Here is a 24,151-nt window from a genome sequence, read left to right as displayed (position 1 = left end):
GCAACTGGAGTGCTAAATGAGCTTTTTTATCTCTAATGCCATGGCTGACGCTGCTGCACCGGCAGCTGCCGGCCCAATGGGTGGCGGTTTTGAGTGGATTTTCCTGGTCGGTTTCCTGGTCATCTTCTACCTGATGATCTGGCGTCCACAGGCCAAGCGCGCCAAAGAGCAGAAGAACCTGCTGAGCAGCCTGCAGAAAGGCGACGAAGTTGTGACCACCGGCGGCATCGCCGGCAAGATCACTAAAGTGGCTGATGATTTCGTGGTTCTGGAAGTTTCCGACACTGTCGAAATGAAATTCCAGAAGGGCGCTATTGCCGCCACGCTGCCAAAAGGCACGCTGAAAGCGATCTAAGTTTCAACTTCATATTCAATCGACGGGGCGCGCAAGGCGCCCCGCGTCATAAACGGGCGGCGTGATGCTGAACAAATACCCTCTGTGGAAATACATTCTGATCCTGGCGGTGCTGGCGGTCGGTCTGATTTATTCCGCTCCCAATTTATATCCTGATGACCCGGCCATTCAGGTCAGCGGTGCAAGCACTGCGCTGCAAGTCAATCAGGCTGATCTGGACCGTGTGAGCACTGCGCTCAAGGAGTCCGGGATCAACGTCAAGGCGGCCACGCTGGCTGCGAATGGCAAGGGCGGTCTGATTCGTCTGACCAAGGCTGAAGATCAGCTGCCGGCCAAAGACGTCGTGCGCAAGGCACTGGGTGATGACTACGTCGTCGCGCTGAACCTGGCACAAACCACGCCACAATGGCTGCGCAGCCTGGGCGCGCACCCGATGAAGCTGGGTCTGGACTTGTCCGGTGGTGTGCACTTCCTGCTCGAAGTGGACATGGACAAAGCCCTCGACGCACGCTTGAAAGTGTACGAAGGCGATGTAAAGAGCCTGTTGCGTAAAGAGAAACTGCGCTATCGCAGCCTGCCGCAGCTCAACGGTGCCATTCAGCTGGGTTTCAGTGATGAAGCTTCCCGCGAACAGGCCCGCGCACTGATCCGCAAGAACTTCAACGATTTCGACATTGTTCCGGCCGACCTCAATGGTCAGGCGGTACTGCGTCTGGCGATGACCCCGGCCAAGCTGGCGGAAATCCGTGAATACTCCATCAAGCAGAACTTGACCACGGTACGTAACCGCGTCAACGAGCTGGGTGTTGCCGAACCAATCGTTCAACGTCAGGGCGCCAACCGCATCGTGGTTGAGCTGCCGGGTGTGCAGGACACCGCAGAAGCCAAGCGTATCCTCGGCAAGACGGCCAACCTTGAGTTCCGTCTAGCCGCTGAGCCGGGTGCTTCGAAAGCCACTTCCGAAAGCTTTGAGTTCCGTGAAGGCAATCGTCCGCCGGCACAGATCGAGCGTGGCCTGATCATCACCGGTGACCAGGTGACTGACGCCAAGGCTGGCTTCGGCGAGCATGGCACGCCAGAAGTGAACATCCGTCTGGATGGTCACGGTGGCGAGCTGATGAACCGTGCGACCCGCAGCAACGTCGGTCGCAGCATGGCGGTGATCTTCATCGAGCAGCGTCCGATCACCACGTACACCAAGCAAATGGTGAACGGTGTCGAGAAAGACGTAGCGGTTCAAACGTTTAAAGAAGAGAAGAAGATCATCAGCCTGGCGACCATTCAGTCGCCGCTGGGTGCTCAATTCCGCATCACTGGCCTGAACGGTCAGGGCGAGTCGTCCGAACTGGCGCTGCTGTTGCGTGCCGGTGGTCTGGCTGCCCCGATGTACTTCGCTGAAGAGCGCACCATTGGCCCGAGCCTGGGTGCTGACAACATCACCAAAGGTATCGATGCATCGCTGTGGGGCATGCTGTTTGTCTCGCTGTTCATCATCGCCATCTACCGCTTCTTCGGCATCATCGCCACCGTCGCTCTGACGGTGAACATGGTGCTGCTGCTGGCCCTGATGTCGCTGCTGGGTGCAACGCTGACCCTGCCGGGTATCGCCGGTATCGTATTGACCATGGGTATGGCGGTCGATGCCAACGTACTGATCTTCTCGCGGATTCGTGAAGAGATCGCGGCGGGCATGACCGTACAACGGGCAATCAGCGAAGGCTTCGGCCGGGCATTTACCGCGATCCTCGACTCCAACCTGACAACGTTGCTGGTCGGCGGGATTCTCTTTGCGATGGGCACCGGCCCGGTCAAAGGTTTCGCAGTGACCATGTCCCTCGGGATCTTTACCTCGATGTTCACGGCCATCATGGTGACCCGCGCGATGGTCAACCTGATCTTCGGCGGTCGTGACTTCAAGAAGTTGTGGATTTAAGGGGCTGCCATGTTACGTACAATCAACTTCATGGGCGTTCGCAACGTTGCGTTCGGCGTCACATTATTCCTTACCGCGCTGGCGTTGTTCAGTGTCGCCACCAAGGGCATGAACTGGGGCCTGGACTTCACCGGCGGTACGCTCATCGAGCTGACCTACGAGCGTCCGGCCGATGTCACCAAGGTGCGTGAGCAACTGGTCACCTCGGGTTATCACGAGGCGATCGTGCAGAGCTTCGGTGCGACTACCGATTTGCTGGTGCGCATGCCGGGTGAAGACCCGCAGCTGGGCCATCAAGTGGCAGAAGCGCTGTTGAAGGTCGGCGGCGACAACCCGGCGACGGTCAAGCGCGTCGAGTTTGTCGGTCCTCAGGTCGGTGAAGAACTGCGCGACCAGGGCGGCCTCGGCATGCTGATGGCGCTGGGCGGTGTCCTGATCTACCTGGCTTTCCGCTTTCAGTGGAAGTTTGCGGTCGGTGCCATCGTTTCGCTGATCCACGACGTGATCGTGACCGTCGGTATCCTGTCGTTCTTCCAGATCACCTTCGACCTGACGGTGCTGGCGGCGGTATTGGCGATCATTGGTTACTCGCTCAACGACACCATCGTGGTATTCGACCGGGTTCGTGAGAACTTCCGGGTACTGCGCAAGGCCAGCCTGATCGAGAACATCAACATCTCGACCACGCAAACCCTGCTGCGGACCATGGCGACGTCGATCTCCTCCTTGCTGGCGATCGCGGCCCTGTTGTTCTTCGGTGGCGACAACCTGTTCGGCTTCTCCATTGCCCTGTTTATCGGTGTTCTGGCGGGTACTTACTCGTCGATCTACATCGCGAACGTGGTGCTGATCTGGCTGAACCTGAACAGCGAGGATTTGATTCCTCCTGCGGCGAGCGAGAAGGAAATCGACGACCGTCCATAACGGCCATCGCTCCTCCAGCTGTCAGCCCAAAAAGGCGCGAGTTGAACTCGCGCCTTTTTTTATGCTCCAAGGCTGGGAGAAGCGCGGGCTTTGCCCGCATGTGATGGTCAGGAGGTTCATGTGAACAAGTCGTTGCTGGTTGGTGCGGTATTGGGTGCTGTCGGTGTAACTGCCGGGGGTGCTGTTGCCACCTACAGCCTGGTTAAAAGCGGCCCTGAGTATGCGCAAGTGCTAGCCGTTGAGCCGGTCAAGACACAAATCAAGACGCCACGTGAAGTGTGCAAGGATGTAGCGGTGACCCGGCAAGCGCCGGTGAAAGATCAACACCAGATCGCCGGTACGGTGGTCGGTGCATTAGCCGGTGGTTTGCTGGGTAACCAGATCGGCGGCGGCACAGGCAAGAAGATTGCCACGGTCGCAGGCGCTGTCGGTGGTGGTTATGCGGGCAACAAGGTTCAGGAGGGCATGCAAGAGCGTGACACCTACACCACTACGCAGACTCGCTGCAATACGGTGAATGACATCAGCGACAAGGTCGTAGGTTACGACGTTCGTTATTCGCTGGATGGCAAGGAAGGCAAGGTGCGGATGGATCGTGATCCGGGCAACCAGATTCCGGTCGACAAGGAAGGCAAGCTGGTCCTGTCGCAGAACGAACAGGCTCACTAAAAAGCTGCAATTCAGATTCAAAAAGAAGCACCCTGCGGGGTGCTTTTTTTTGTGCCTGTAATGCTTCTTCGGCGTCACCACAAGGCCCTGTGGGAGCGGGCTTGCCCGCAATAGCGGAGTGTCAGTCTCCATTAATGGTGCAGTTGATGACCCCATCGCGGGCAAGCCCGCTCCCACAGGGATATGTAGTGATCTGAAGGATGAATCCCAGGCATAAAAAAAGCACCCCGAAGGGTGCTTTTTTTGTGGGCGTTCGCTTAGCGTTTCAGCGAAGCCGGCAGGTGCGGCTGGATCGCCGTCAGCACTGCCTTAAAGCACTTGGTGTTACCGGCAACGACGTGGCCTTTCTCAAGGAAGTCGTGGCCGCCGGTGAAGTCACTCACTAGGCCGCCTGCTTCCTGAATCAGCAGGGCGCCTGCCGCCATGTCCCACTCGGACAGGCCCGACTCCCAGAAAGCGTCGAAACGACCGGCAGCCACGTAGGCCAGGTCCAGGCTCGCCGAGCCAGCGCGGCGGATGCCGGCGGTCTGGCCTACCAGGGCGCGGAACATACCCAGGTAGTTGTCGAGGTTGTCCATCTGGTCGTCACGGAACGGGAAGCCGGTACCCAGCAGGGCGCCGTCCAGGCTGGTGCGACCGCTGACGCGCAGGCGACGACCGTTCAGTTGAGCGCCGCGACCACGGCTGGCGGTGAATTCTTCCTGGCGAACCGGGTCCAGAACAACAGCGTGTTCCAGGCGACCGCGGTATTTGCAGGCGATGCTGACAGCGAAGTGAGGAATGCCGCGCAGGAAGTTGGTGGTGCCGTCCAGCGGATCGATGATCCACAGGTATTCTTCGCCTTCAATCCCGGTGCCGGCGTGCATGCCGGTTTCTTCACCCAGGATCGAGTGATTCGGGTAGGCCTTGCGCAGCGCGTCGATGATTTTCTGTTCGGCGGCGCGATCCACCTCGGATACGTAATCCTTGGCGTCTTTTTCGTCGACCTTGATGGTATCCAGGCGCTCGATGGAGCGGAAGATCAATTCACTGGCGCTGCGGGCGGCGCGCAGCGCGATATTCAGCATGGGCTGCATGGATGTGTCACCTAAGGTTGTTAAAGAAAGCCGGGCATTCTATCAGAACTTTTCTACAGGTGAAGGTTGGTGTTCGCTTTCATAGCTTAACGGTAGGTTGAGCTGTAAGATTCTGCTCCCCCATTCTGTGTTCGAGATTGCCTCCCGTGCTGCATAACATTCGTGTCGTCCTGGTCAATACCAGCCACCCCGGCAACATCGGCGGGGCTGCGCGTGCCATGAAGAACATGGGCCTGTCGCGGCTGGTGCTGGTCGAACCGCGGTTGTTCCCGCACCACGAAGCCGATGCCCGTGCTTCCGGCGCCGGGGACATCCTTGAAAACGCGCAAGTCGTCGCCACCCTGGAAGATGCCTTGGTCGGCTGCAATCTGGTGCTTGGCACCAGCGCCCGTGACCGTCGCATTCCCTGGCCGTTGCTCGATCCCCGCGAATGCGGCGTGAAGGTGGTGGAGGAAGCCGCGTCGGGTGCCGAGATTGCCTTGGTCTTTGGTCGTGAAGATTCCGGCCTGACCAATGAAGAGCTGCAGCGATGTCATTATCACGTGCACATCCCATCAGACCCTGAGTTCAGTTCGCTGAACCTTGGGGCAGCGGTGCAGGTGTTGAGTTATGAAGTGCGCATGTCCTGGCTCGCGGCCCAAGGCCAGCCGAGCAAGGTCGAGAAGGATGAAGTGGCGTCCACTAAAAGTGGTGAGCTGGCGACCATGGATGAGCTGGAGCGATTCTATGAGCACCTGGAGCAAACCCTGGTGGCCATCGAATTCCTCGATCCGGAAAAACCACGGCACTTGATGGCGCGCCTGCGCCGGTTGTACGGTCGCAGCTCGGTGAGCCGGGCGGAAATGAATATATTGCGTGGCATCCTCACGGAAACCCAGAAAGCGGCCCGTGGAGAGCTTCTAAAGCGGAAGGATTAAAAATGTTCGAGCGTTTGCGTGAAGATATCCAGAGTGTTTTCCATCGTGACCCGGCAGCGCGCAACGCCTTTGAAGTCCTGACCTGCTACCCCGGCATGCATGCCATCTGGATCCATCGCCTGTCGTCGGCCCTGTGGGGCATGGGCTGGAAATGGCTGGCGCGGCTGGTGTCGAACTTCGGTCGCTGGTTGACCGGGATCGAGATCCATCCGGGCGCCAAGGTCGGTCGTCGCTTCTTTATTGACCATGGCATGGGCATCGTCATTGGTGAGACTGCCGAGATCGGCAACGATGTCACCCTGTATCAGGGCGTGACGTTGGGCGGCACCAGCTGGAACAAGGGCAAGCGTCACCCGACGCTGGAAGATGGCGTGGTGGTAGGGGCGGGCGCCAAGGTGCTCGGTCCTTTCACGGTGGGCGCGGGGGCCAAGGTCGGTTCTAATGCCGTGGTCACCAAGGCGGTTCCGGCCGGAGCCACGGTGGTCGGGATTCCGGGGCGGATCATCGTCAAGTCCGATGAAGAGCAGGACGCCAAGCGCAAAGCCATGGCCGAGAAGATCGGTTTCGATGCCTACGGTGTTGGCGAAGACATGCCGGACCCGGTGGCGCGGGCTATTAACCAATTGCTCGATCACCTGCAGGCAGTCGATGGTCGTCTGGAGGGGATGTGCGGAGCGTTGAAGGACCTGGGCAGTAATTACTGTGCGAAAGATCTGCCTGAGTTGCGCGAAGAAGACTTTGCCTGTGTGAAGGACAAGGATCAGAGTCAGGCTAGCTAAACCGCGTCGATCCCTTCGCGGGCAAGCCCGCTCCCACATGAATTGCGCCATGCATGCCATTGAAGGCAGACGACGGCTCCTGTGGGAGCGGGCTTGCCCGCGAAGAACGATAACTCGCAATTGCTGGCTGTACGCCGCCAGCCTTTGCTATGATGCGCGCGCTCTTTTGCGGGTAATCCTGACTAAAGTACTAGGTCTTATAGTTGACTTAAATACTCGGGAATAGCATACTCGCCCCCATTCCGAACTCCGTGGTAATTGTCCATGCGACTGACTACAAAAGGCCGATACGCCGTAACCGCCATGCTTGACCTGGCGTTGCACGCGCAGCACGGGCCGGTGTCCCTGGCCGATATCTCCGAGCGCCAAGGCATCTCCCTGTCCTACCTCGAACAGCTTTTCGCCAAATTGCGCCGCAGCAATCTGGTCTCCAGCGTTCGTGGCCCGGGCGGTGGCTACCAACTGTCCCGCGACATGCAGGGCATCCAGGTCGCCCAGGTGATCGATGCGGTGAACGAATCGGTCGATGCCACCAAATGCCAGGGCCAGGGTGATTGCCATCAAGGTGACACCTGCCTGACCCACCACTTGTGGTGCGATCTTAGCTTGCAGATTCACGAATTTCTGAGCGGTATCAGCTTGGCTGACCTTGTGACTCGCCGTGAGGTGCAAGAAGTAGCCCAGCGTCAGGACCAGCGCCGTTGCAACAGCAAGGCGCCACGCCTGGACAAGATTGAAGCGTCCGCCGTCGAATGACAGCCAGAGAGCAAAGCGGTACGCCAGCCAGCCTGATTAGGAGATAGTCCATGAAATTGCCGATTTACCTTGATTACTCTGCGACGACCCCGGTTGATCCGCGTGTTGCGCAAAAGATGAGTGAATGCCTGCTGGTCGACGGAAACTTCGGTAACCCGGCGTCCCGTTCCCACGTGTTCGGCTGGAAAGCTGAAGAGTCCGTCGAAAACGCTCGTCGTCAGGTCGCTGACCTGGTCAACGCCGACCCGCGTGAAATTGTCTGGACCTCCGGTGCCACCGAGTCCGACAACCTGGCAATCAAGGGTGCGGCGCATTTCTACGCGACCAAAGGCAAACACCTGATCACCACCAAGATTGAGCACAAGGCCGTCCTCGACACCATGCGCCAACTGGAGCGTGAAGGTTTCGAAGTGACCTACCTCGAGCCTCAGACCGATGGCCTGGTAACACCAGCGATGATCGAAGCCGCCCTGCGCGACGACACCATCCTGGTTTCGGTCATGCACGTGAACAACGAAATCGGCACCATCAACGACATCGCAGCCATCGGCGAACTGACCCGCTCCAAGGGCATTCTGTTCCACGTCGACGCCGCTCAGTCCACTGGCAAGGTCGAGATCGACCTGCAGAAGCTGAAAGTCGACCTGATGTCGTTCTCTGCCCACAAAACTTACGGCCCTAAAGGCATCGGCGCCCTGTACGTCAGCCGCAAGCCGCGTGTTCGCATCGAAGCGACCATGCACGGCGGCGGTCACGAGCGTGGCATGCGTTCCGGCACCCTGGCGACCCACCAGATCGTCGGCATGGGTGAAGCGTTCCGCGTAGCCAAGGAAGACATGGCGGCCGAGAACATCCGTATCAAAGCCCTGAGCGAACGTTTCTTCAAGCAGGTCGAAGGCCTGGAAGAGCTGTACATCAACGGCAGCATGACCGCCCGCGTACCGCACAACCTGAACCTGAGCTTCAACTACGTTGAAGGCGAGTCGCTGATCATGGCGCTCAAGGATCTGGCGGTTTCGTCCGGTTCGGCCTGCACCTCGGCATCGCTTGAGCCTTCGTATGTACTGCGCGCCCTGGGCCGCAACGACGAACTGGCACACAGCTCGATCCGCTTCACCTTCGGCCGCTTCACTACCGAAGAAGAAATCGACTACGCCGCGCAGAAAGTCTGCGAGGCCGTTACCAAGCTGCGCACCCTGTCGCCGCTGTGGGACATGTACAAAGACGGTGTCGACATTTCGAAAATCGAGTGGGCGGCACACTGATTTCAAGTCGCCGCAAACCGGCCCTGTAAAACAAGGTTTTCAGGGCTCAAGAGCGACTCTCTGATGAGTGAGGATTAAGAATCATGGCTTACAGCGAAAAGGTCATCGACCACTACGAAAACCCGCGCAACGTCGGCAAGATGGACGCGGAAGACCCTGATGTCGGCACTGGCATGGTCGGCGCTCCGGCGTGCGGCGACGTGATGCGCCTGCAGATCAAGGTCAACGAACAAGGCATCATCGAAGACGCCAAGTTCAAGACTTACGGTTGCGGTTCTGCGATCGCCTCCAGCTCCCTGGCGACCGAGTGGATGAAAGGCAAGACTCTGGACGAAGCAGAGACCATCAAGAACACTCAGCTGGCCGAAGAACTGGCCCTGCCGCCAGTTAAAATTCACTGCTCCGTACTTGCTGAAGACGCTATCAAAGCGGCCGTTCGCGACTACAAGCAGAAGAAAGGCTTGATCTAAGCATTAAGCGACGAGTAAGGAGTCACCGATGGCTATCAGCATGACAGAAGCGGCTGCTCAACACGTGCGACGCTCCCTCAACGGGCGCGGCAAAGGTGAGGGGATTCGTCTGGGTGTTCGCACCACAGGCTGTTCCGGCCTTGCCTACGTGCTGGAGTTTGTCGACGAGGTGGTTGCAGAGGATCAGGTGTTCGAAAGTCACGGCGAGAAAGTGATCATCGACCCGAAAAGCCTGGCCTACCTGGACGGCACCGAACTCGATTTCGTCAAGGAAGGGTTGAACGAAGGCTTCAAGTTCAACAACCCCAACGTACGCGGTGAATGTGGCTGCGGCGAAAGCTTCAACATCTGAGGCTGCTCGTGGGTACTCCTTGTCATTTCGCTTTATTTGAACTGCAGCCGAGCTTCCGTCTGGATCTCGATCAGTTGGCCACGCGCTATCGTGAGTTGGCGCGCGGTGTTCATCCGGACCGCTTTGCAGACGCTTCCGAGCGCGAGCAACGGCTGGCGCTAGAGCAATCCGCGAGCCTCAACGAGGCCTACCAGACGCTCAAAAGTCCCCCAAAGCGCGCGCGATACCTGCTCGCCATGGGCGGGCGCGAGCTGCCGCTGGAGGTCACGGTGCATGATCCGGAGTTCCTTCTGCAGCAGATGGAACTGCGTGAAGAGCTCGAAGACCTGCAAGACAGCGCCGACCTGGCGGGTGTTGCAGTGTTCAAGCGTCGCCTGAAGACGGCTCAGGATGAACTGAACGAAAGCTTCGCAGCCTGTTGGGATGATGCAGCGCAACGTGAGCAGGCCGAACGCCTGATGCGGCGCATGCAGTTCCTCGACAAGCTCACCTACGAAGTGCGCCAGTTAGAAGAGCGCCTCGACGATTAACCCAGTGCCGCTCCGGTCGCACGCCTGATATACAGATAAGTCCTGATAACGATGGCCCTACTGCAGATCGCCGAACCCGGCCAAAGTCCTCAACCGCACCAGCGTCGTCTGGCTGTGGGGATCGACTTGGGCACTACCAATTCGCTGGTCGCTGCATTGCGCAGTGGTCTTTCCGAGCCCCTGGCCGACGCTGAAGGGCAGGTCATCCTGCCGTCCGCCGTGCGCTACCACGCCGATCGCGTCGAAGTCGGCGAGTCCGCCAAGCTGGCTGCCGCTACCGATCCCTTGAACACCGTGCTGTCGGTCAAGCGCTTGATGGGTCGTGGTCTGTCCGACGTCAAGCAATTGGGTGACCAACTGCCGTACCGCTTTGTCGGTGGCGAGTCGCACATGCCGTTCATCGACACGATTCAGGGGCCGAAAAGCCCGGTCGAAGTTTCCGCCGATATCCTGAAAGTGCTGCGTCAGCGCGCTGAAGCGGCATTGGGCGGCGAGTTGGTGGGCGCGGTAATCACCGTTCCGGCCTATTTCGATGACGCTCAGCGTCAAGCCACCAAGGATGCGGCCAAGCTGGCCGGTCTGAACGTGCTGCGTTTGCTCAACGAGCCGACCGCTGCCGCTGTGGCTTACGGTCTGGATCAACACGCTGAAGGCCTGGTCGCTATTTATGACTTGGGCGGCGGCACCTTCGATATTTCGATCCTGCGCCTGACCGGCGGTGTATTTGAAGTGCTCGCTACTGGTGGCGACAGCGCCCTGGGTGGCGATGACTTTGACCATGCGATCGCTGGCTGGATCATCGAGAGCGCCGGTTTGTCCGCCGACCTCGACCCGGGTGCCCAGCGCAATCTGCTGCAAACCGCTTGCGCGGCCAAGGAAGCCCTGACCAATACTTCGTCCGTTGAAGTCGCCTACGGTGACTGGAAAGCGCAACTGACCCGTGAAGCTTTCGATGCGCTGATCGAGCCAATGGTCGCGCGCAGCCTGAAAGCCTGCCGCCGCGCGGTGCGTGATTCCGGCATCGAGCTGGACGAAGTGCACGCCGTGGTCATGGTCGGCGGCTCGACGCGCGTGCCTCGCGTTCGTGAAGCCGTTGCTGAAGCCTTTGGTCGCCAGCCGCTGACTGAAATCGACCCGGATCAAGTGGTGGCCATTGGTGCTGCGATCCAGGCCGATACGTTGGCTGGCAACAAGCGTGATGGCGGGGAATTGCTCTTGCTCGACGTCATTCCGTTGTCCCTGGGGCTGGAAACCATGGGCGGCCTGATGGAGAAGGTGATTCCACGCAACACCACCATCCCCGTCGCCCGCGCCCAGGACTTCACGACTTACAAAGACGGCCAGTCGGCCATGGCTATTCACGTGTTGCAGGGCGAGCGTGAACTGATCAGCGACTGCCGTTCCCTGGCGCGCTTCGAGTTGCGTGGCATTCCGGCCATGGTCGCCGGTGCCGCGAAAATCCGCGTGACGTTCCAGGTCGATGCCGACGGTCTGCTCAGTGTCTCCGCTCGCGAGTTGGGTTCGGGCGTCGAGGCCAGCATTCAGGTCAAGCCGTCCTACGGCCTGACCGACGGCGAAATCGCCAAGATGCTCAAGGAATCGTTCCAGCACGCCAACGACGACAAGGTCGCGCGGGTGTTGCGTGAGCAGCAGGTCGATGCCCAGCGCCTGATCGAAGCGGTGCAGGCCGCCCTGGATGTCGACGGTGAGCGCTTGCTCGACGCCGAAGAGCGCATGGTCATCGAGTTGCAGATGCAGGAACTGACCGAACTGATGAAAGGTACCGATGGTTTCGCCATCGAGCAGCAGACCAAGCGTCTGTCGCAAGTGACCGACGCTTTTGCTGCCCGCCGCCTGGATTCAACGGTGAAAGCCGCGCTGGCGGGGCGCAACCTGAATGAGATTGAGGAATAACGATGCCGCAGGTCATTTTTCTGCCACACGAGAAGTTTTGCCCGGAAGGCATGGTTGTGGAGGCTGAGCCCGGCATCTCCATCCTCGAACTGGCTCACGAACACCATATCGAGATGGAAAGCGCTTGCGGCGGCGTCTGCGCCTGCACCACCTGCCATTGCCTGATTCGCGAGGGCTTTGACTCGCTGGAAGAGGCTGATGAGCTGGAAGAAGACTATCTTGATAAGGCTTGGGGGCTGGAAGCTCAGTCGCGCCTGGCCTGTCAGGCAAAAGTCGGGACTGAAGACCTGACTGTCGAAATTCCGAAATACTCGCTCAACCATGCGGCCGAAGCGCCGCACTGATTCAAGGAAACGTCATGAGTCTGAAATGGGTTGATGTGCTGGAAATCGCGATCCAGCTGGCTGAATCCAAGCCGGAAGTGGATCCGCGTTACGTGAACTTCGTCGATCTGCACAAATGGGTGCTGGCATTGCCGGAGTTCAGTGATGATCCGACCCGCGGTGGCGAGAAGGTGCTTGAAGCCATTCAGGCCGCCTGGATCGAAGAAGCAGACTGAGTCTGCGCCGTATGCAGTTAGGCAATACCAAAGAACCCGCGTATAATTCGCGGGTTTAATTTTTCGCAAATTACCGTTTCTGGAGTTACACCATGGCTGTTCAACGTACTTTCTCCATCATCAAGCCTGACGCTGTTGCAAAAAACGTCATCGGCGAGATCACCACTCGTTTCGAAAAAGCAGGCCTGCGCGTTGTAGCTTCGAAACTGAAGCAACTGTCCAAAGCTGAAGCTGAAGGCTTCTACGCTGAGCACAGCGCTCGTGGTTTCTTCGGCGACCTGGTTGCTTTCATGATCTCCGGTCCGGTTGTCGTTCAGGTTCTGGAAGGCGAAAACGCTATCGCTCTGAACCGTGAGCTGATGGGCGCTACCAACCCTAAAGAAGCGGCTGCCGGCACCATCCGTGCTGACTTCGCTGATTCGATCGATGCCAACGCTGTACACGGTTCGGACTCCGAAGCCGCTGCTGCTCGCGAAATCTCGTACTTCTTCGCAGCTACTGAAGTAACCACTCGCTAAGCATTGGCTTATGAGTGAAGGTGAATCCATGACTACATCGACTGTAAAAACCAACCTGCTGGGTCTGACTCAGCTGGAAATGGAAAAATTCTTCGACTCGATCGGGGAGAAGCGTTTCCGTGCCGGTCAGGTAATGAAATGGATTCACCACCTTGGCGTCGATGATTTCGACGCCATGACGAACGTCAGCAAGGCCTTGCGCGACAAGCTCAAGGCTATTGCCGAAGTTCGCGGTCCTGAAGTGGTCAGCGAGGACATTTCCACCGACGGCACCCGTAAGTGGGTGGTGCGCGTGGCGTCCGGCAGCTGCGTCGAGACCGTTTACATTCCCCAGGGCAAGCGCGGCACTTTGTGCGTTTCGTCCCAGGCAGGCTGTGCCCTGGATTGCAGTTTCTGCTCCACCGGCAAGCAAGGTTTCAACAGCAACCTCACCGCCGCCGAAGTCATCGGCCAGGTGTGGATTGCCAATAAATCGTTCGGCAGCATCCCGGCGACCGCCGACCGTGCCATCACCAACGTGGTGATGATGGGCATGGGTGAGCCGCTGCTGAACTTCGACAACGTCGTGGCCGCCATGCATCTGATGATGGATGACCTGGGCTACGGGATCTCCAAGCGCCGCGTGACCCTGTCCACTTCGGGCGTGGTGCCGATGATCGATGAGCTGTCCAAGCACATTGACGTCTCCCTGGCGTTGTCCCTGCACGCACCAAACGACGCATTGCGTAACCAATTGGTGCCGATCAACAAGAAATATCCGCTTAAGATGCTGCTCGAGTCGTGCCAGCGCTACATGTCGTCCCTGGGCGAAAAGCGCGTTCTGACCATCGAGTACACCTTGCTCAAGGACATCAACGACAAAGTTGAGCATGCCGTTGAGATGATCGAGTTGCTCAAGAACATCCCGTGCAAGATCAACCTGATTCCGTTTAACCCGTTCCCGCATTCCGGTTACGAGCGCCCGAGTAACAACGCGATTCGCCGTTTCCAGGATCAGCTTCACCATGCCGGCTTCAATGTCACCGTGCGCACCACTCGCGGTGAAGACATCGATGCCGCGTGTGGCCAATTGGTAGGGCAGGTGCTGGATCGCACCCGTCGCAGCGAACGTTATATCGCCGTGCGCGAGTTGAGCGCCGAGAACGATATAGCGCAAAACGCCGCGAAATAAATCAAGAGAGGATCTCTATGTCCCTGCGCTTTGCGCTGCTTTTGCTGTTGGCCAGCCTGTCTGCTGGTTGCGTCCTGTCGGGCGATTTCAATCCGATGAAAACCAGCAAAGGTCGCGATGAAGCGCGCACTGCCTACGTGCAACTGGGCTTGGGATACTTGCAGCAAGGCATGACCGAACGGGCGAAAGTGCCGTTGAAGAAAGCCTTGGATCTGGATGACTCGGATCCAGATGCCAATGCGGCGCTTGGGTTGGTGTTTCAGGCTGAAATGGAACCTGAGCTGGCAGACCAGCACTTTCGCAAGGCGCTGTCTTCCCGTCCCAACGATGCACGAATCCTGAATAACTACGGCAGCTTTCTCTTCGAAGAAAAACGCTATAAAGAGGCATACGAGCGCTTTGAACAGGCCGCCGCCGATACCCTGTATCCTGAGCGTTCGCGGGTGTTCGAGAACCTGGGCATGACCGCTTCGAAGCTGGGGCAGCGTGATCTGGCGCAGCAGCAACTGGAAAAAGCCCTGCGTTTGAACCGCCAACAACCGCGTGCATTGCTGGAAATGGCTGAGTTGTCCTTCGAAGACAGGCATTATGTGCCCGCGCGTGACTACTACGATCGTTTTAGCCTGCTCACCGAGCAAAATGCACGTAGTCTATTGCTCGGCGTTCGGCTGGCAAAAGTGTTTGAAGATCGCGACAAGGCCGCCAGTTTTGGCCTGCAACTAAAACGACTCTATCCCGGTACGCCGGAATATCAGCAATACCTGTCGGAGCAATGATGAAAGCGGCGCATCCCGAAGTTGTAGCAGCGAATCGCGTTAACCCCGGTGAAACTTTGCGCCAGGCCCGCGAAAGCAATGGCTGGTCGCTGGCCGAAGTGGCCCTCAAGCTCAACCTCACCGTTAATTCCTTGAGCAATCTGGAAGCCGGCGCGTTCGACAAGCTGCCAGGGCATACCTTCGCCCGCGGTTATATTCGCGCGTACGCCAAGTTGCTGGGCATGGACCAGACCGTTCTGGTTCAGCAGTTCGACCAATCCACCGGCACCGACTCCCAGGGCAGCAGCGTCCACAGCCTGGGCCGTATCGAAGAACCGGTTCGGGTTTCCCACACGATTTTGCGCATTGTCAGCCTGCTGTTGCTGATTGCAGTGATTGGTGGTGGTTTTGTCTGGTGGCAGGATCAGACCTCCCAGCGCACCAAAGACCTGATCACCCCGAGCCCGGAACACGTCGAAGTCGAAGGCGCTGATGGCACCACCCAGATCCATCCGCTGGACGAGCCGGAAGACCAGGCTGTCGCGGAAGGTCAGGCTGAAGGTGCAACCGCGCTTGCGTTGCCGCAAGCCGAGAGTTCCACTGAAGCACCGACCGAGGCAGAAGCCACTGCGCCTGCCGCCGCGCCGACTGCACCCGCTGCACCGGCGCACAGCACCGCTCCGGTTGTCGCGACTCCCGTAGCGCCGGCTCCGACGGCCCCTGTTGTATCGACCCCGCCTGCAAGCGCTTCGGTGACGCCAACCATTCCCGCTCCAGCACCGGCTGCTCCGGTTGCCGGCCAGGGTCAGGTTCAATTGCAGTTCACCGCCGATTGCTGGACGCAAGTGACCGATGGCACCGGCAAAGTGCTGTTGAGCGGTCTGAAGCGTAAAGGCGAAAGTGTTTCCGTCAGTGGCAAGCCGCCGTTTGCCGTGCGTCTGGGCTTCGCCCGTGGCGCGCAGGTCAGCTACAACGGGCAGGCGGTTGATGTCGCTCCGTTCACCAGTGGCGAGACTGCTCGCCTGAAGTTGGGTCAATAAGTCATGCACGGCGAATCTCCAATCAAACGTCGCGAATCCCGCAAGATCTGGGTCGGTAACGTGCCTGTTGGCGGCGATGCGCCCATCGCTGTTCAGAGCATGACCAACAGCGACACCAATGACGTGGCCGCCACCGTGGCCCAGATCAATCGCCTGGAAGCGGCTGGCGTCGATATCGTGCGCATTTCCGTGCCGGACATGGACGCCGCCGAAGCCTTCGGCAAGATCAAGCAATTGGTTAAAGTGCCGCTGGTTGCCGACATCCACTTTGACTACAAGATTGCGCTGCGCGTCGCCGAACTGGGCGTTGACTGCCTGCGGATCAACCCGGGCAACATCGGTCGTGAAGACCGCGTGCGCGCGGTGGTCGATGCCGCCCGTGATCGCGGGATCCCGATCCGCATCGGCGTCAACGCCGGTTCCCTGGAAAAAGACCTGCAAAAGAAATATGGCGAGCCGACCCCGGCGGCGCTGGTCGAGTCTGCCCTGCGTCACGTCGAGCACCTTGAACGCCTGAATTTCCAGGACTTCAAGGTCAGCGTGAAGGCCTCCGACGTGTTCATGGCCGTCGCCGCCTACCGCCTGCTGGCCAAGGAAATCGTCCAGCCGCTGCACTTGGGCATCACCGAAGCCGGTGGTTTGCGCTCAGGCACAGTGAAATCCGCCGTGGGCCTCGGTATGCTGCTCGCCGAAGGGATTGGCGATACTATTCGCATCTCGTTGGCGGCTGACCCCGTCGAGGAAGTGAAAGTCGGCTACGACATTCTCAAATCCCTGCACCTGCGTTCCCGTGGCATCAACTTCATCGCCTGCCCGAGCTGCTCGCGGCAGAACTTCGATGTGGTCAAAACCATGAACGAGCTGGAAGGGCGCCTCGAAGATCTGCTGGTGCCGCTGGATGTCGCGGTCATCGGTTGCGTGGTCAACGGGCCGGGCGAAGCCAAGGAAGCCCATATCGGCTTGACCGGCGGTACGCCCAACCTGATTTACATCGACGGCAAGCCGTCGCAGAAACTGACGAATGACAATCTGGTGGATGAGCTTGAACGCTTGATCCGCCAGAAAGCGGCCGAAAAGGTCGAAGCCGACGCGGCAGTAATCGCCCGCGGCTGATCGAACGAATTTAAGGATTTATAGTGAGCAAGTCTCTGCAAGCCATACGTGGCATGAACGACATCCTGCCCGAGCAGACCCCCCTGTGGCGTCATTTCGAGGGCACCGTCTCGCGTCTGCTGGATAACTACGGTTACAAGCAGATCCGCATGCCGATCGTCGAGTTCACCGAGCTGTTCAAGCGCTCCATCGGTGAAGTGACCGACATCGTCGAAAAAGAGATGTACACCTTCGACGACCGCAACGGCGACTCCCTGACCCTGCGCCCTGAAGGCACAGCGGCCTGCGTGCGTGCGGTGCTCGAGCACGGCATCACCGGCGGTGGTCAGGTGCAGAAACTCTGGTACATCGGCCCGATGTTCCGTCACGAACGTCCGCAGAAAGGCCGTTATCGCCAGTTCCACCAGATCGGTTGCGAAGTCTTCAACCTCGACGGTCCGGACATCGACGCCGAGCTGATCGTGCTGACCTGGCGCCTGTGGGGCGAGCTGGGTATCCGTGATGCGGTCAAGCTCGAGCTCAACAGCCTGGGCACCGCCGAGTCCCGCGGTCGTTATCGCGAAGCGCTGGTCGAGTTCCTGTCGTCCCGCCTGGACAAGCTGGACGAAGACAGCCAGCGTCGTCTGAAGACCAACCCTTTGCGGGTGCTCGATACCAAGAATGCTGACACTCAAGCCGTGCTGGTCGACGCGCCGAAAATGGCCGACTACCTGGACGAAGAATCCCGCGTGCACTTCGAGGGCCTGAAGGCTCGTCTGGACGCCGCCGGCATTCCTTACGTGATCAACCCGAAGCTGGTTCGCGGGCTGGATTACTACAGCAAGACCGTTTTCGAATGGGTCACCGACAAGTTGGGCGCCCAGGGCACCGTGTGTGCTGGAGGTCGTTACGACGGTCTGGTGGAGCAGATGGGCGGCAAGCCGACCCCGGGCGTTGGTTTCGCCATGGGTATCGAGCGCCTGGTGCTGTTGCTTGAAACCCTGGAGCAGATCCCGGAAGAGATCTCCCGTCAGGTCGACGTTTACCTCTGCGCCTTCGGTGAAGCCGCTGAGCTGGCCGGTCTGGCCCTGAGTGAACGTGTGCGTGACCAATTGCCCAACCTGCGCCTGCAAGTCAATGCCGGCGCCGGCAGCTTCAAAAGCCAGTTCAAAAAGGCCGACAAGAGCGGTGCGCTGTATGCGCTGATCCTCGGTGACGACGAAATGGCCCAGCAAGTGGTAGGTTTCAAACCCCTGCGTGGCCAGGGCGAACAACAAAGCATTGCCTGGGATGCGCTTGCTGCACACCTGGCCACCTGCGTCGTGCAGGGTTGAAGCTGTCATAAACAGCCGATTTAGCGATTAAGGAGTATTGGGGTGTCGAGTACCGAAGACGAAAACCTGGCGGATTTGAAGGACTGGTGGACACGCAACGGCAAGCCCCTGGTCACTGGCGGCCTGTTGGCGCTGGTCATCGTGTTCGGCTGGCAGGCCTTTCACAAGTATCAGAGCAATCAGTCGCAAGGCGCCTCGATTCTCTATCAGCAATTGCTCGAAACCACGCTGACGCCAGACGGCAAGCCTGATGCCGCCCGTGTTGCGGACCTGGCCGGCAAGCTCAACAGCGAGTTCGGCGGTAGCGCTTACGCGCAGTACGGCAGCTTGTTCGTGGCGAAAGTCGCGGTCGACAGCGGCAAGCTGGATGACGCAGCCACCGAGCTGAAAGCCATCGTTGCAAAACCGGCCAACCCGGCGCTGGGCGAAATCGCCCGTCAGCGTCTGGCGCAGGTACTGGCCGCGCAGAACAAGGCCGATGAAGCCCTGAAGCTGCTCGAAGGTGATGCCGACAAGGCATTCCTGGCCACTCGCGAAGAACTCAAAGGCGACCTGCTGGTGCAGTTGGGTCGTACCGACGAAGCAAACGCGGCGTATCAAAAAGCCAAGGCGGCACTGTCGGATGAAGCGGCGGTCGGTGGCCTACAAATCAAGCTGGACGACCTGGCCAAAGGGGATGCGTGACGTGATCCGTTGGAAACATGCAGCATTGCTGGCTCTGGCCGTTTTGGCCGCGGGTTGCAGCAGCAACAGCAAAAAAGAACTGCCACCGGCCGAGTTGACCGACTTCAAAGAAGAAGTGGTTCTGCAAAAGCAGTGGAGTCGTTCGATCGGTGACGGTCAGGGCGAAACCTACAACATGCTGGTGCCGGCGATCGATGGCGATACCATCTATGCCGCCGACGTCACGGGTGAAGTCGTGGCGATGGATCGCAGCAACGGCGACGTCAAATGGAAGAAGGACCTTGATCTGCCTGTTTCAGGCGCCGTTGGCGTAGGTTACGGTCTGCTCACGATCGGTACGATCAAGGGTGAAATCGTTGCTCTGGACGCGATCAACGGTGAAGAGAAATGGCGCGCTCGCGTGTCCAGCGAAGTACTCGCACCGCCGGCCAACAACGGTGACGTGGTTGTGGTTCAGACTCAGGACGACCGTCTGATCGGCCTGGATGCCGCCACCGGGACCCAGCGCTGGTTGTATGACAGCACACCTGCGGTCCTGACCTTGCGCGGCACCAGCGCTCCGATCGTCACCAACCGCCTCGCGGTGGCTGGCCTGTCGACCGGTAAAGTGGTCGCTCTCGATATTTCCAACGGCGTGCCGGTATGGGAACAACGGGTCGCGATTCCACAAGGTCGTTCGGAACTGGAGCGTGTGGTCGATATCGACGGCGGCTTGCTGCTGTCCGGCGGCACGTTGTACGTCGCCAGCTACCAGGGTCGCGTTGCGGCACTGGACCTGGAAAGCGGTCGTCAGCTCTGGCAGCGTGATGCTTCCAGCTACGCCGGCGTTGCCCAGGGTTTCGGCAACGTGTACGTGAGCCTGTCTTCGGGCACCGTTGAAGGCGTCGACGAACGTTCCACCACCGCGTTGTGGAGCAACGATTCGCTGGCCCGTCGTCAACTGTCGGCTCCGGAAGTGTTCTCCAGCTATGTTGCAGTCGGTGATATGGAAGGCTACCTGCACCTGCTGAGTCAGGTGGACGGTCGTTTCGTCGGCCGCGAGCGCATCGACAGCGACGGCCTTCGTGCCCGTCCGCTGGTGGTGGGTGACACGATTTATGTTTATGGCAACAGTGGCAAACTGGAAGCCCTGACCATTAAGTAAAGGTTTGACTATGCTTGGGGTTAAACCCCAGGCAGCCCCGTAACCACGGGGTTCGCAGTGCCCTCAAGCGCTGCCCCGAGCACCAGCCGCTGCCTCGCAGCGGCTTTTGTATTTTCTGAAATAACGAAGTGGAGAGCCGCATGGTTCCCGTAATCGCCCTGGTGGGCCGACCGAACGTCGGCAAGTCCACCTTGTTCAACCGCCTGACCAGGACTCGTGACGCCATCGTCGGCGACTTGTCCGGTCTGACCCGTGATCGCCAATACGGTGAGGCCAAGTGGCAAGGGCGTTCCTACATTCTGGTCGACACCGGCGGTATCTCCGGTGACGAGCACGGTATGGACGAAAAAATGGCCGAGCAGTCACTGCTGGCCATTGAAGAAGCGGATGTCGTTCTGTTCCTGGTAGATGCCAAGGCCGGTTTCACCGCCGCCGACCAGATGATCGCCGAGCATTTGCGTAAACGTAACAAGCGTTCTTACGTGGTTGCCAACAAGGTCGACAACATCGACCCTGAAATGGCCCGCGCCGAATTCGCCCCGTTGGGCATGGGCCACGCGATCCCGATCGCCGGTGCTCATGGTCGTGGCATCACCCAGATGCTGGAAATCGCCCTCAGCGACTTCCCGAAAGACGATGACGAGCTGGAAGAAGGCGAGGAAGAGATCGTTGCCGAAGGCGAGGAAGCCAAGCGCATTCCTGGCCCTAGCGAAAAAGACGGGATCAAGATCGCGATCATCGGCCGCCCGAACGTCGGCAAGTCAACCCTGGTTAACCGGATGCTCGGTGAAGACCGGGTGATCGTGTATGACGAACCCGGCACCACCCGCGACAGTATCTACATCCCGTTCGAGCGTAACGACGAGAAGTACACGCTGATCGACACCGCTGGTGTGCGCAAGCGCGGCAAGATCCACGAAGAAGTCGAAAAATTCTCCGTGGTCAAAACCCTGCAAGCGATCAAAGACGCCAACGTGGTGATCTTTGTGATGGACGCCCGCGAAGGCGTGGTCGATCACGATCTCAACCTGCTGGGCTTCGCCATTGAGTCGGGTCGTGCGCTGGTGATCGCGATCAACAAGTGGGACGGCATGACGCCGAGCGAGCGCGACTTCGTGAAGGTCGAGCTGCAACGTCGACTGTTCTTCGTCGACTACGCCGACATCCACTTTATCTCGGCCCTGCACGGCACGGGCGTGGGCAACCTCTACGCCTCCGTACAGAACTCGTTCAAGTCCGCAGTCACCCGCTGGCCAACCAACCGCCTGACCACGATCCTGGAAGATGCGGTCAGCGAGCACGCGCCGCCGATGGTCAACAACCGCCGGATCAAGCTGCGTTATGCCCACTTGGGTGGTGCGAACCCGCCGATCATCGTGATCCACGGTAACCAGATCGAGAAGGTGCCGAAGTCTTACGTCCGTTATCTGGAAAACACTTACCGTCGTGTCTTGAAGCTGGTCGGTACGCCGATTCGCATCGAGTTCAAGGGCGGCGAGAACCCATATGAAGGTAACAAGACCTCGCTCACCGACCGTCAGGTCAACAAGAAGCGCCGCATGATGTCGCACCACAAAAAGGCCGACAAAAAGCGCCGCGACAAGCGTTGATTGACAGCCCCCGCACGCATTTGTGTGTGTGGGCTTTTGTGGCGAGGGAGCTTGCTCCCGCTCGACTGCGCAGCAGTCGCAAGACCAGCCGACGGGTTCTATCTGAATAATCTCGGTTGAAGATGTTGGGACCGCTTCGCGGCCCAGCGGGAGCAAGCTCCCTCGCCACGGTATGCGGTGATGTATTAAAAGAGGGGCGCCACCAGGCGCCCTTTTTTTATGGTCGCCGGATGGGCTATCCTCGGGCTCTCCCGCGCCGCCGTTAGAGCCGGGTGTAGAGCAGGGAATCACCGATGATCACCAGTAAGCTGCCGAATGTCGGCATCACTATCTTCACTCAGATGTCTCAGCTCGCGGCGCAAACCGGGGCGATCAACCTGTCCCAGGGTTTTCCCGATTTCGATGCCCCGCAAGCCCTGTGCGATGCGGTCGGTCGGCACATTGCCAATGGCCACAACCAATATTCACCGATGACCGGCCTGCCGGCGCTGCGCCAGCAGATTTCGGCGAAGATCGCCCGCAGCTACGGGGTCAACGTGGATGCCGACCATGAAGTGACGGTCACTCCCGGCGCGACTCAAGCGATCTTCTGTGCGATCCAGGCGGTTATCCACAGCGGCGACGAAGTGATCGTATTCGATCCGTGCTACGACAGTTACGAGCCGTCGGTTGAGCTGGCGGGTGGGCGATGCGTGCATGTGCAACTCGGTCTGAATGATTTTTCCATCGACTTCCAGAAGCTCGCCGAAGCGATTACGCCGCGCACCCGGATGATCGTACTAAACGCTCCGCATAACCCGAGTGGCGCGCTGATCAGCCGTGCCGAGCTGGACCAGTTGGCCGCGTTGATTCGGGATCGCGACATCTACATCGTCAGCGACGAAGTCTACGAACACCTGGTCTTCGACGGCGTGCCACACGTCAGCGTGCTGAATCACGAAGAGCTGTATCAGCGTGCTTTCGTGGTCAGCTCCTTCGGCAAGACCTATCACGTCACCGGCTGGAAAACCGGCTACGTGGTCGCCCCTCCGGCGCTCACCGCCGAGCTGCGCAAGGTTCACCAGTACGTCAGTTTCTGCGGCGTGACCCCGCTGCAATACGCCTTGGCCGACTTCATGGCCGAGCACCCCGAACACGTCGAAGAACTGCCGGGTTTCTACCAGACCAAGCGCGATCTGTTCTGCGATCTGCTGGCGCCGTCGCGTTTCAGCTTCAAGCGGGTGACCGGCACCTATTTCCAGTTGGTCGATTACTCGCAGATCCGCCCGGACCTCAATGACGTCGAGATGGCGCTGTGGATGACCCGTGAACATGGCGTGGCGAGTATCCCGATCTCGGTGTTCTACCAGACACCACCTGAAGGCCAGCGCCTGGTGCGCTTGTGCTTCGCCAAACGCGAGGAGACGTTGCGTGAAGCAGCGGCAAAACTATGCGTGATCTGAGTGAACTGCCCAATCTGAACGTCGCGCTGATCCAGACCACCCTGGCCTGGCACGACCGTCAGGCCAACCTGGAGCATTTCGAGCAATTGCTTGAGCAGGCTCGCGGGGCGGATCTGATCATTCTGCCGGAGATGTTCACCACCGGTTTCTCCATGGAGTCGGAAACCCTCGCCGAAGCGGAAAACGGTCCGACCAGCAAATGGCTGCGGGTCCAGGCGGCGAAACTCGATGCGGTGATCACCGGCAGCATCATCGTCCAGGCCGCCGATGGCAGCCACCGCAATCGCCTATTGTGGGCGCGGCCGGACGGGGAGGTCTGGCACTACGACAAGCGCCATCTGTTCCGCATGGCCGGCGAGCACAACCACTACACGCCGGGCGAGCGCCAGGTGCAGTTCGAGCTCAAGGGCTGGCGCGTGCGGCCGCTGATTTGCTACGACTTGCGTTTCCCGGTCTGGAGCCGCGATGCACAAGACACTGACTTGCTGCTCTACACCGCCAACTGGCCCGGAGCGCGCCGTCAGCACTGGAACCGTTTACTGCCAGCGCGGGCGATTGAAAACCTCTGCTACGTGGCGGCGGTGAATCGCATCGGGACTGACGGAAAAGGGTTTGCCTACACCGGTGACAGCCAGGTGCTGGATTTCCAGGGTGAGACGTTGCTCAGCGCAGGCGAAGCCGATGGCGTGTTTCAGGTCGTCCTGAATGCGGCGGATCTGCAAGCCTACCGCACACGCTTCCCGGCCAATCTGGACGCCGATACCTTCGAGTTCACCTGAGATTTCCGCTGCCTGACAGGGCCCCATCGCGGGCAAGCCCGCTCCCACAAGGATTGGTGGTGTACATAAAAATCATGTTCGCC

The 24,151-nt window shown here is 59.2% G+C and carries 26 protein-coding genes; 25 read left to right on the top strand and 1 reads right to left on the bottom strand.

Annotation, left to right across the window (positions count from 1 at the left end; translation table 11 throughout):
* The first annotated feature begins 16 nt into the window (after positions 1–16).
* The 4 genes from yajC to ACA075_RS24645 all read left to right on the top strand — a co-directional run bounded on the left by yajC (position 17) and on the right by ACA075_RS24645 (position 3,881).
* On the top strand, positions 17–355 hold the full coding sequence (gene yajC, locus ACA075_RS24660; protein WP_007916913.1) for a preprotein translocase subunit YajC: 339 nt from the start codon (positions 17–19) through the stop codon (positions 353–355).
* Positions 356–419: 64 nt separating this feature from the next.
* Positions 420–2,288: a protein translocase subunit SecD gene (secD, locus tag ACA075_RS24655; protein WP_497295917.1), complete on the top strand. Its 1,869-nt coding sequence runs from the start codon at positions 420–422 to the stop codon at positions 2,286–2,288.
* A gap of 9 nt (positions 2,289–2,297) precedes the next feature.
* Complete coding sequence (gene secF, locus ACA075_RS24650) at positions 2,298–3,212, top strand: protein translocase subunit SecF (RefSeq protein ID WP_497295915.1); 915 nt, start codon at positions 2,298–2,300, stop codon at positions 3,210–3,212.
* Between the two features lie 120 nt (positions 3,213–3,332).
* Complete coding sequence (locus ACA075_RS24645; protein ID WP_010457893.1) at positions 3,333–3,881, top strand: glycine zipper 2TM domain-containing protein; 549 nt, start codon at positions 3,333–3,335, stop codon at positions 3,879–3,881.
* Positions 3,882–4,138: 257 nt separating this feature from the next.
* Here the strand turns inward: ACA075_RS24645 and suhB are convergent, their stop codons facing one another.
* Positions 4,139–4,957 (bottom strand): type III secretion system regulator SuhB, encoded by an 819-nt coding sequence (gene suhB, locus ACA075_RS24640; RefSeq protein WP_008053258.1) that lies wholly within the window; start codon positions 4,955–4,957, stop codon positions 4,139–4,141.
* A gap of 146 nt (positions 4,958–5,103) precedes the next feature.
* On the opposite strand from suhB, the gene trmJ reads away from it, so the two are divergent.
* The 21 genes from trmJ (at position 5,104) to ACA075_RS24535 (ending at position 24,068) form a co-directional block, all read left to right on the top strand.
* The gene (gene trmJ, locus ACA075_RS24635; protein WP_010457884.1) at positions 5,104–5,874 is read left to right on the top strand and encodes a tRNA (cytosine(32)/uridine(32)-2'-O)-methyltransferase TrmJ; all 771 of its coding nucleotides are present in this window, start codon (positions 5,104–5,106) and stop codon (positions 5,872–5,874) included.
* 2 nt (positions 5,875–5,876) lie between these two features.
* Entirely contained in the window at positions 5,877–6,653 is a 777-nt protein-coding gene (cysE, locus tag ACA075_RS24630) for a serine O-acetyltransferase (RefSeq protein WP_033061461.1), read from the top strand.
* Positions 6,654–6,917: 264 nt separating this feature from the next.
* Positions 6,918–7,409, top strand: a complete 492-nt coding sequence (gene iscR / locus ACA075_RS24625; RefSeq protein ID WP_007903581.1) for a Fe-S cluster assembly transcriptional regulator IscR — start codon at positions 6,918–6,920, stop codon at positions 7,407–7,409.
* A gap of 50 nt (positions 7,410–7,459) precedes the next feature.
* On the top strand, positions 7,460–8,674 hold the full coding sequence (locus tag ACA075_RS24620; RefSeq protein WP_497295913.1) for an IscS subfamily cysteine desulfurase: 1,215 nt from the start codon (positions 7,460–7,462) through the stop codon (positions 8,672–8,674).
* Between the two features lie 83 nt (positions 8,675–8,757).
* Positions 8,758–9,144, top strand: a complete 387-nt coding sequence (gene iscU / locus ACA075_RS24615) for a Fe-S cluster assembly scaffold IscU (protein ID WP_003443374.1) — start codon at positions 8,758–8,760, stop codon at positions 9,142–9,144.
* A gap of 28 nt (positions 9,145–9,172) precedes the next feature.
* Positions 9,173–9,496 (top strand): iron-sulfur cluster assembly protein IscA, encoded by a 324-nt coding sequence (gene iscA / locus ACA075_RS24610; RefSeq protein WP_007903589.1) that lies wholly within the window; start codon positions 9,173–9,175, stop codon positions 9,494–9,496.
* Between the two features lie 8 nt (positions 9,497–9,504).
* A complete protein-coding gene (gene hscB / locus ACA075_RS24605) occupies positions 9,505–10,026 on the top strand; it encodes a co-chaperone HscB (RefSeq protein ID WP_219094527.1) in 522 nt (173 codons plus the stop codon).
* Positions 10,027–10,077: 51 nt separating this feature from the next.
* Positions 10,078–11,940, top strand: coding sequence for a Fe-S protein assembly chaperone HscA (gene hscA / locus ACA075_RS24600; RefSeq protein WP_497295911.1), 1,863 nt, complete (start codon positions 10,078–10,080; stop codon positions 11,938–11,940).
* Positions 11,941–11,942: 2 nt separating this feature from the next.
* Positions 11,943–12,284 carry an ISC system 2Fe-2S type ferredoxin gene (fdx, locus tag ACA075_RS24595; RefSeq protein WP_497295910.1) on the top strand — a complete coding sequence of 114 codons (342 nt, stop codon included), beginning with the start codon at positions 11,943–11,945 and terminating at the stop codon, positions 12,282–12,284.
* A gap of 14 nt (positions 12,285–12,298) precedes the next feature.
* Positions 12,299–12,499: a Fe-S cluster assembly protein IscX gene (iscX, locus tag ACA075_RS24590; RefSeq protein ID WP_017340315.1), complete on the top strand. Its 201-nt coding sequence runs from the start codon at positions 12,299–12,301 to the stop codon at positions 12,497–12,499.
* A 92-nt stretch (positions 12,500–12,591) separates the two neighbouring features.
* Positions 12,592–13,017, top strand: a complete 426-nt coding sequence (ndk, locus tag ACA075_RS24585; RefSeq protein WP_007916882.1) for a nucleoside-diphosphate kinase — start codon at positions 12,592–12,594, stop codon at positions 13,015–13,017.
* A 28-nt stretch (positions 13,018–13,045) separates the two neighbouring features.
* Entirely contained in the window at positions 13,046–14,188 is a 1,143-nt protein-coding gene (gene rlmN / locus ACA075_RS24580) for a dual-specificity RNA methyltransferase RlmN (RefSeq protein ID WP_497295909.1), read from the top strand.
* A 17-nt stretch (positions 14,189–14,205) separates the two neighbouring features.
* Positions 14,206–14,964: a type IV pilus biogenesis/stability protein PilW gene (pilW, locus tag ACA075_RS24575; protein WP_497295907.1), complete on the top strand. Its 759-nt coding sequence runs from the start codon at positions 14,206–14,208 to the stop codon at positions 14,962–14,964.
* On the top strand, positions 14,964–15,983 hold the full coding sequence (locus tag ACA075_RS24570) for a RodZ domain-containing protein (RefSeq protein ID WP_497299328.1): 1,020 nt from the start codon (positions 14,964–14,966) through the stop codon (positions 15,981–15,983). The genes pilW and ACA075_RS24570 overlap by 1 nt, the downstream gene beginning before the upstream one ends.
* A 3-nt stretch (positions 15,984–15,986) precedes the next feature.
* Positions 15,987–17,096, top strand: a complete 1,110-nt coding sequence (gene ispG, locus ACA075_RS24565; protein WP_010457850.1) for a flavodoxin-dependent (E)-4-hydroxy-3-methylbut-2-enyl-diphosphate synthase — start codon at positions 15,987–15,989, stop codon at positions 17,094–17,096.
* Positions 17,097–17,119: 23 nt separating this feature from the next.
* Complete coding sequence (gene hisS, locus ACA075_RS24560) at positions 17,120–18,409, top strand: histidine--tRNA ligase (protein WP_219094533.1); 1,290 nt, start codon at positions 17,120–17,122, stop codon at positions 18,407–18,409.
* 42 nt (positions 18,410–18,451) lie between these two features.
* Complete coding sequence (locus tag ACA075_RS24555; RefSeq protein WP_219094534.1) at positions 18,452–19,093, top strand: tetratricopeptide repeat protein; 642 nt, start codon at positions 18,452–18,454, stop codon at positions 19,091–19,093.
* Positions 19,086–20,237 carry an outer membrane protein assembly factor BamB gene (gene bamB / locus ACA075_RS24550; RefSeq protein ID WP_219094535.1) on the top strand — a complete coding sequence of 384 codons (1,152 nt, stop codon included), beginning with the start codon at positions 19,086–19,088 and terminating at the stop codon, positions 20,235–20,237. The genes ACA075_RS24555 and bamB overlap by 8 nt, the downstream gene beginning before the upstream one ends.
* A 140-nt stretch (positions 20,238–20,377) precedes the next feature.
* Positions 20,378–21,847: a ribosome biogenesis GTPase Der gene (gene der / locus ACA075_RS24545; RefSeq protein WP_109634602.1), complete on the top strand. Its 1,470-nt coding sequence runs from the start codon at positions 20,378–20,380 to the stop codon at positions 21,845–21,847.
* Positions 21,848–22,140: 293 nt separating this feature from the next.
* Positions 22,141–23,289: a pyridoxal phosphate-dependent aminotransferase gene (locus tag ACA075_RS24540; RefSeq protein WP_497295904.1), complete on the top strand. Its 1,149-nt coding sequence runs from the start codon at positions 22,141–22,143 to the stop codon at positions 23,287–23,289.
* Positions 23,277–24,068, top strand: coding sequence for an amidohydrolase (locus tag ACA075_RS24535; RefSeq protein WP_497295902.1), 792 nt, complete (start codon positions 23,277–23,279; stop codon positions 24,066–24,068). Before ACA075_RS24540 ends, ACA075_RS24535 begins: the two co-directional genes overlap by 13 nt.
* The last annotated feature ends 83 nt before the right edge of the window (positions 24,069–24,151 follow it).

This window comes from Pseudomonas sp. LBUM1663, assembly GCF_059695905.1.
The sequence above is the reverse complement of the archived record's forward strand: the minus strand, read 5'-3'. Positions and strand labels throughout refer to the sequence as shown.

Bases quoted from the DNA above. Each gene is read 5' to 3' on its own strand.
- bamB (WP_219094535.1), top strand. From the start codon at position 19,086: ATGCGTGACGTGATCCGTTGGAAACATGCAGCATTGCTGGCTCTGGCC.
- iscA (WP_007903589.1), top strand. From the start codon at position 9,173: ATGGCTATCAGCATGACAGAAGCGGCTGCTCAACACGTGCGACGCTCC.
- ACA075_RS24570 (WP_497299328.1), top strand. From the start codon at position 14,964: ATGAAAGCGGCGCATCCCGAAGTTGTAGCAGCGAATCGCGTTAACCCC.
- ispG (WP_010457850.1), top strand. From the start codon at position 15,987: ATGCACGGCGAATCTCCAATCAAACGTCGCGAATCCCGCAAGATCTGG.
- iscX (WP_017340315.1), top strand. From the start codon at position 12,299: ATGAGTCTGAAATGGGTTGATGTGCTGGAAATCGCGATCCAGCTGGCT.
- iscR (WP_007903581.1), top strand. From the start codon at position 6,918: ATGCGACTGACTACAAAAGGCCGATACGCCGTAACCGCCATGCTTGAC.
- cysE (WP_033061461.1), top strand. From the start codon at position 5,877: ATGTTCGAGCGTTTGCGTGAAGATATCCAGAGTGTTTTCCATCGTGAC.
- ACA075_RS24535 (WP_497295902.1), top strand. From the start codon at position 23,277: ATGCGTGATCTGAGTGAACTGCCCAATCTGAACGTCGCGCTGATCCAG.
- pilW (WP_497295907.1), top strand. From the start codon at position 14,206: ATGTCCCTGCGCTTTGCGCTGCTTTTGCTGTTGGCCAGCCTGTCTGCT.
- iscU (WP_003443374.1), top strand. From the start codon at position 8,758: ATGGCTTACAGCGAAAAGGTCATCGACCACTACGAAAACCCGCGCAAC.
- der (WP_109634602.1), top strand. From the start codon at position 20,378: ATGGTTCCCGTAATCGCCCTGGTGGGCCGACCGAACGTCGGCAAGTCC.
- ACA075_RS24540 (WP_497295904.1), top strand. From the start codon at position 22,141: ATGATCACCAGTAAGCTGCCGAATGTCGGCATCACTATCTTCACTCAG.
- secF (WP_497295915.1), top strand. From the start codon at position 2,298: ATGTTACGTACAATCAACTTCATGGGCGTTCGCAACGTTGCGTTCGGC.
- secD (WP_497295917.1), top strand. From the start codon at position 420: ATGCTGAACAAATACCCTCTGTGGAAATACATTCTGATCCTGGCGGTG.
- hscA (WP_497295911.1), top strand. From the start codon at position 10,078: ATGGCCCTACTGCAGATCGCCGAACCCGGCCAAAGTCCTCAACCGCAC.
- fdx (WP_497295910.1), top strand. From the start codon at position 11,943: ATGCCGCAGGTCATTTTTCTGCCACACGAGAAGTTTTGCCCGGAAGGC.
- yajC (WP_007916913.1), top strand. From the start codon at position 17: ATGAGCTTTTTTATCTCTAATGCCATGGCTGACGCTGCTGCACCGGCA.
- ndk (WP_007916882.1), top strand. From the start codon at position 12,592: ATGGCTGTTCAACGTACTTTCTCCATCATCAAGCCTGACGCTGTTGCA.
- rlmN (WP_497295909.1), top strand. From the start codon at position 13,046: ATGACTACATCGACTGTAAAAACCAACCTGCTGGGTCTGACTCAGCTG.
- ACA075_RS24620 (WP_497295913.1), top strand. From the start codon at position 7,460: ATGAAATTGCCGATTTACCTTGATTACTCTGCGACGACCCCGGTTGAT.
- suhB (WP_008053258.1), bottom strand. From the start codon at position 4,957: ATGCAGCCCATGCTGAATATCGCGCTGCGCGCCGCCCGCAGCGCCAGT.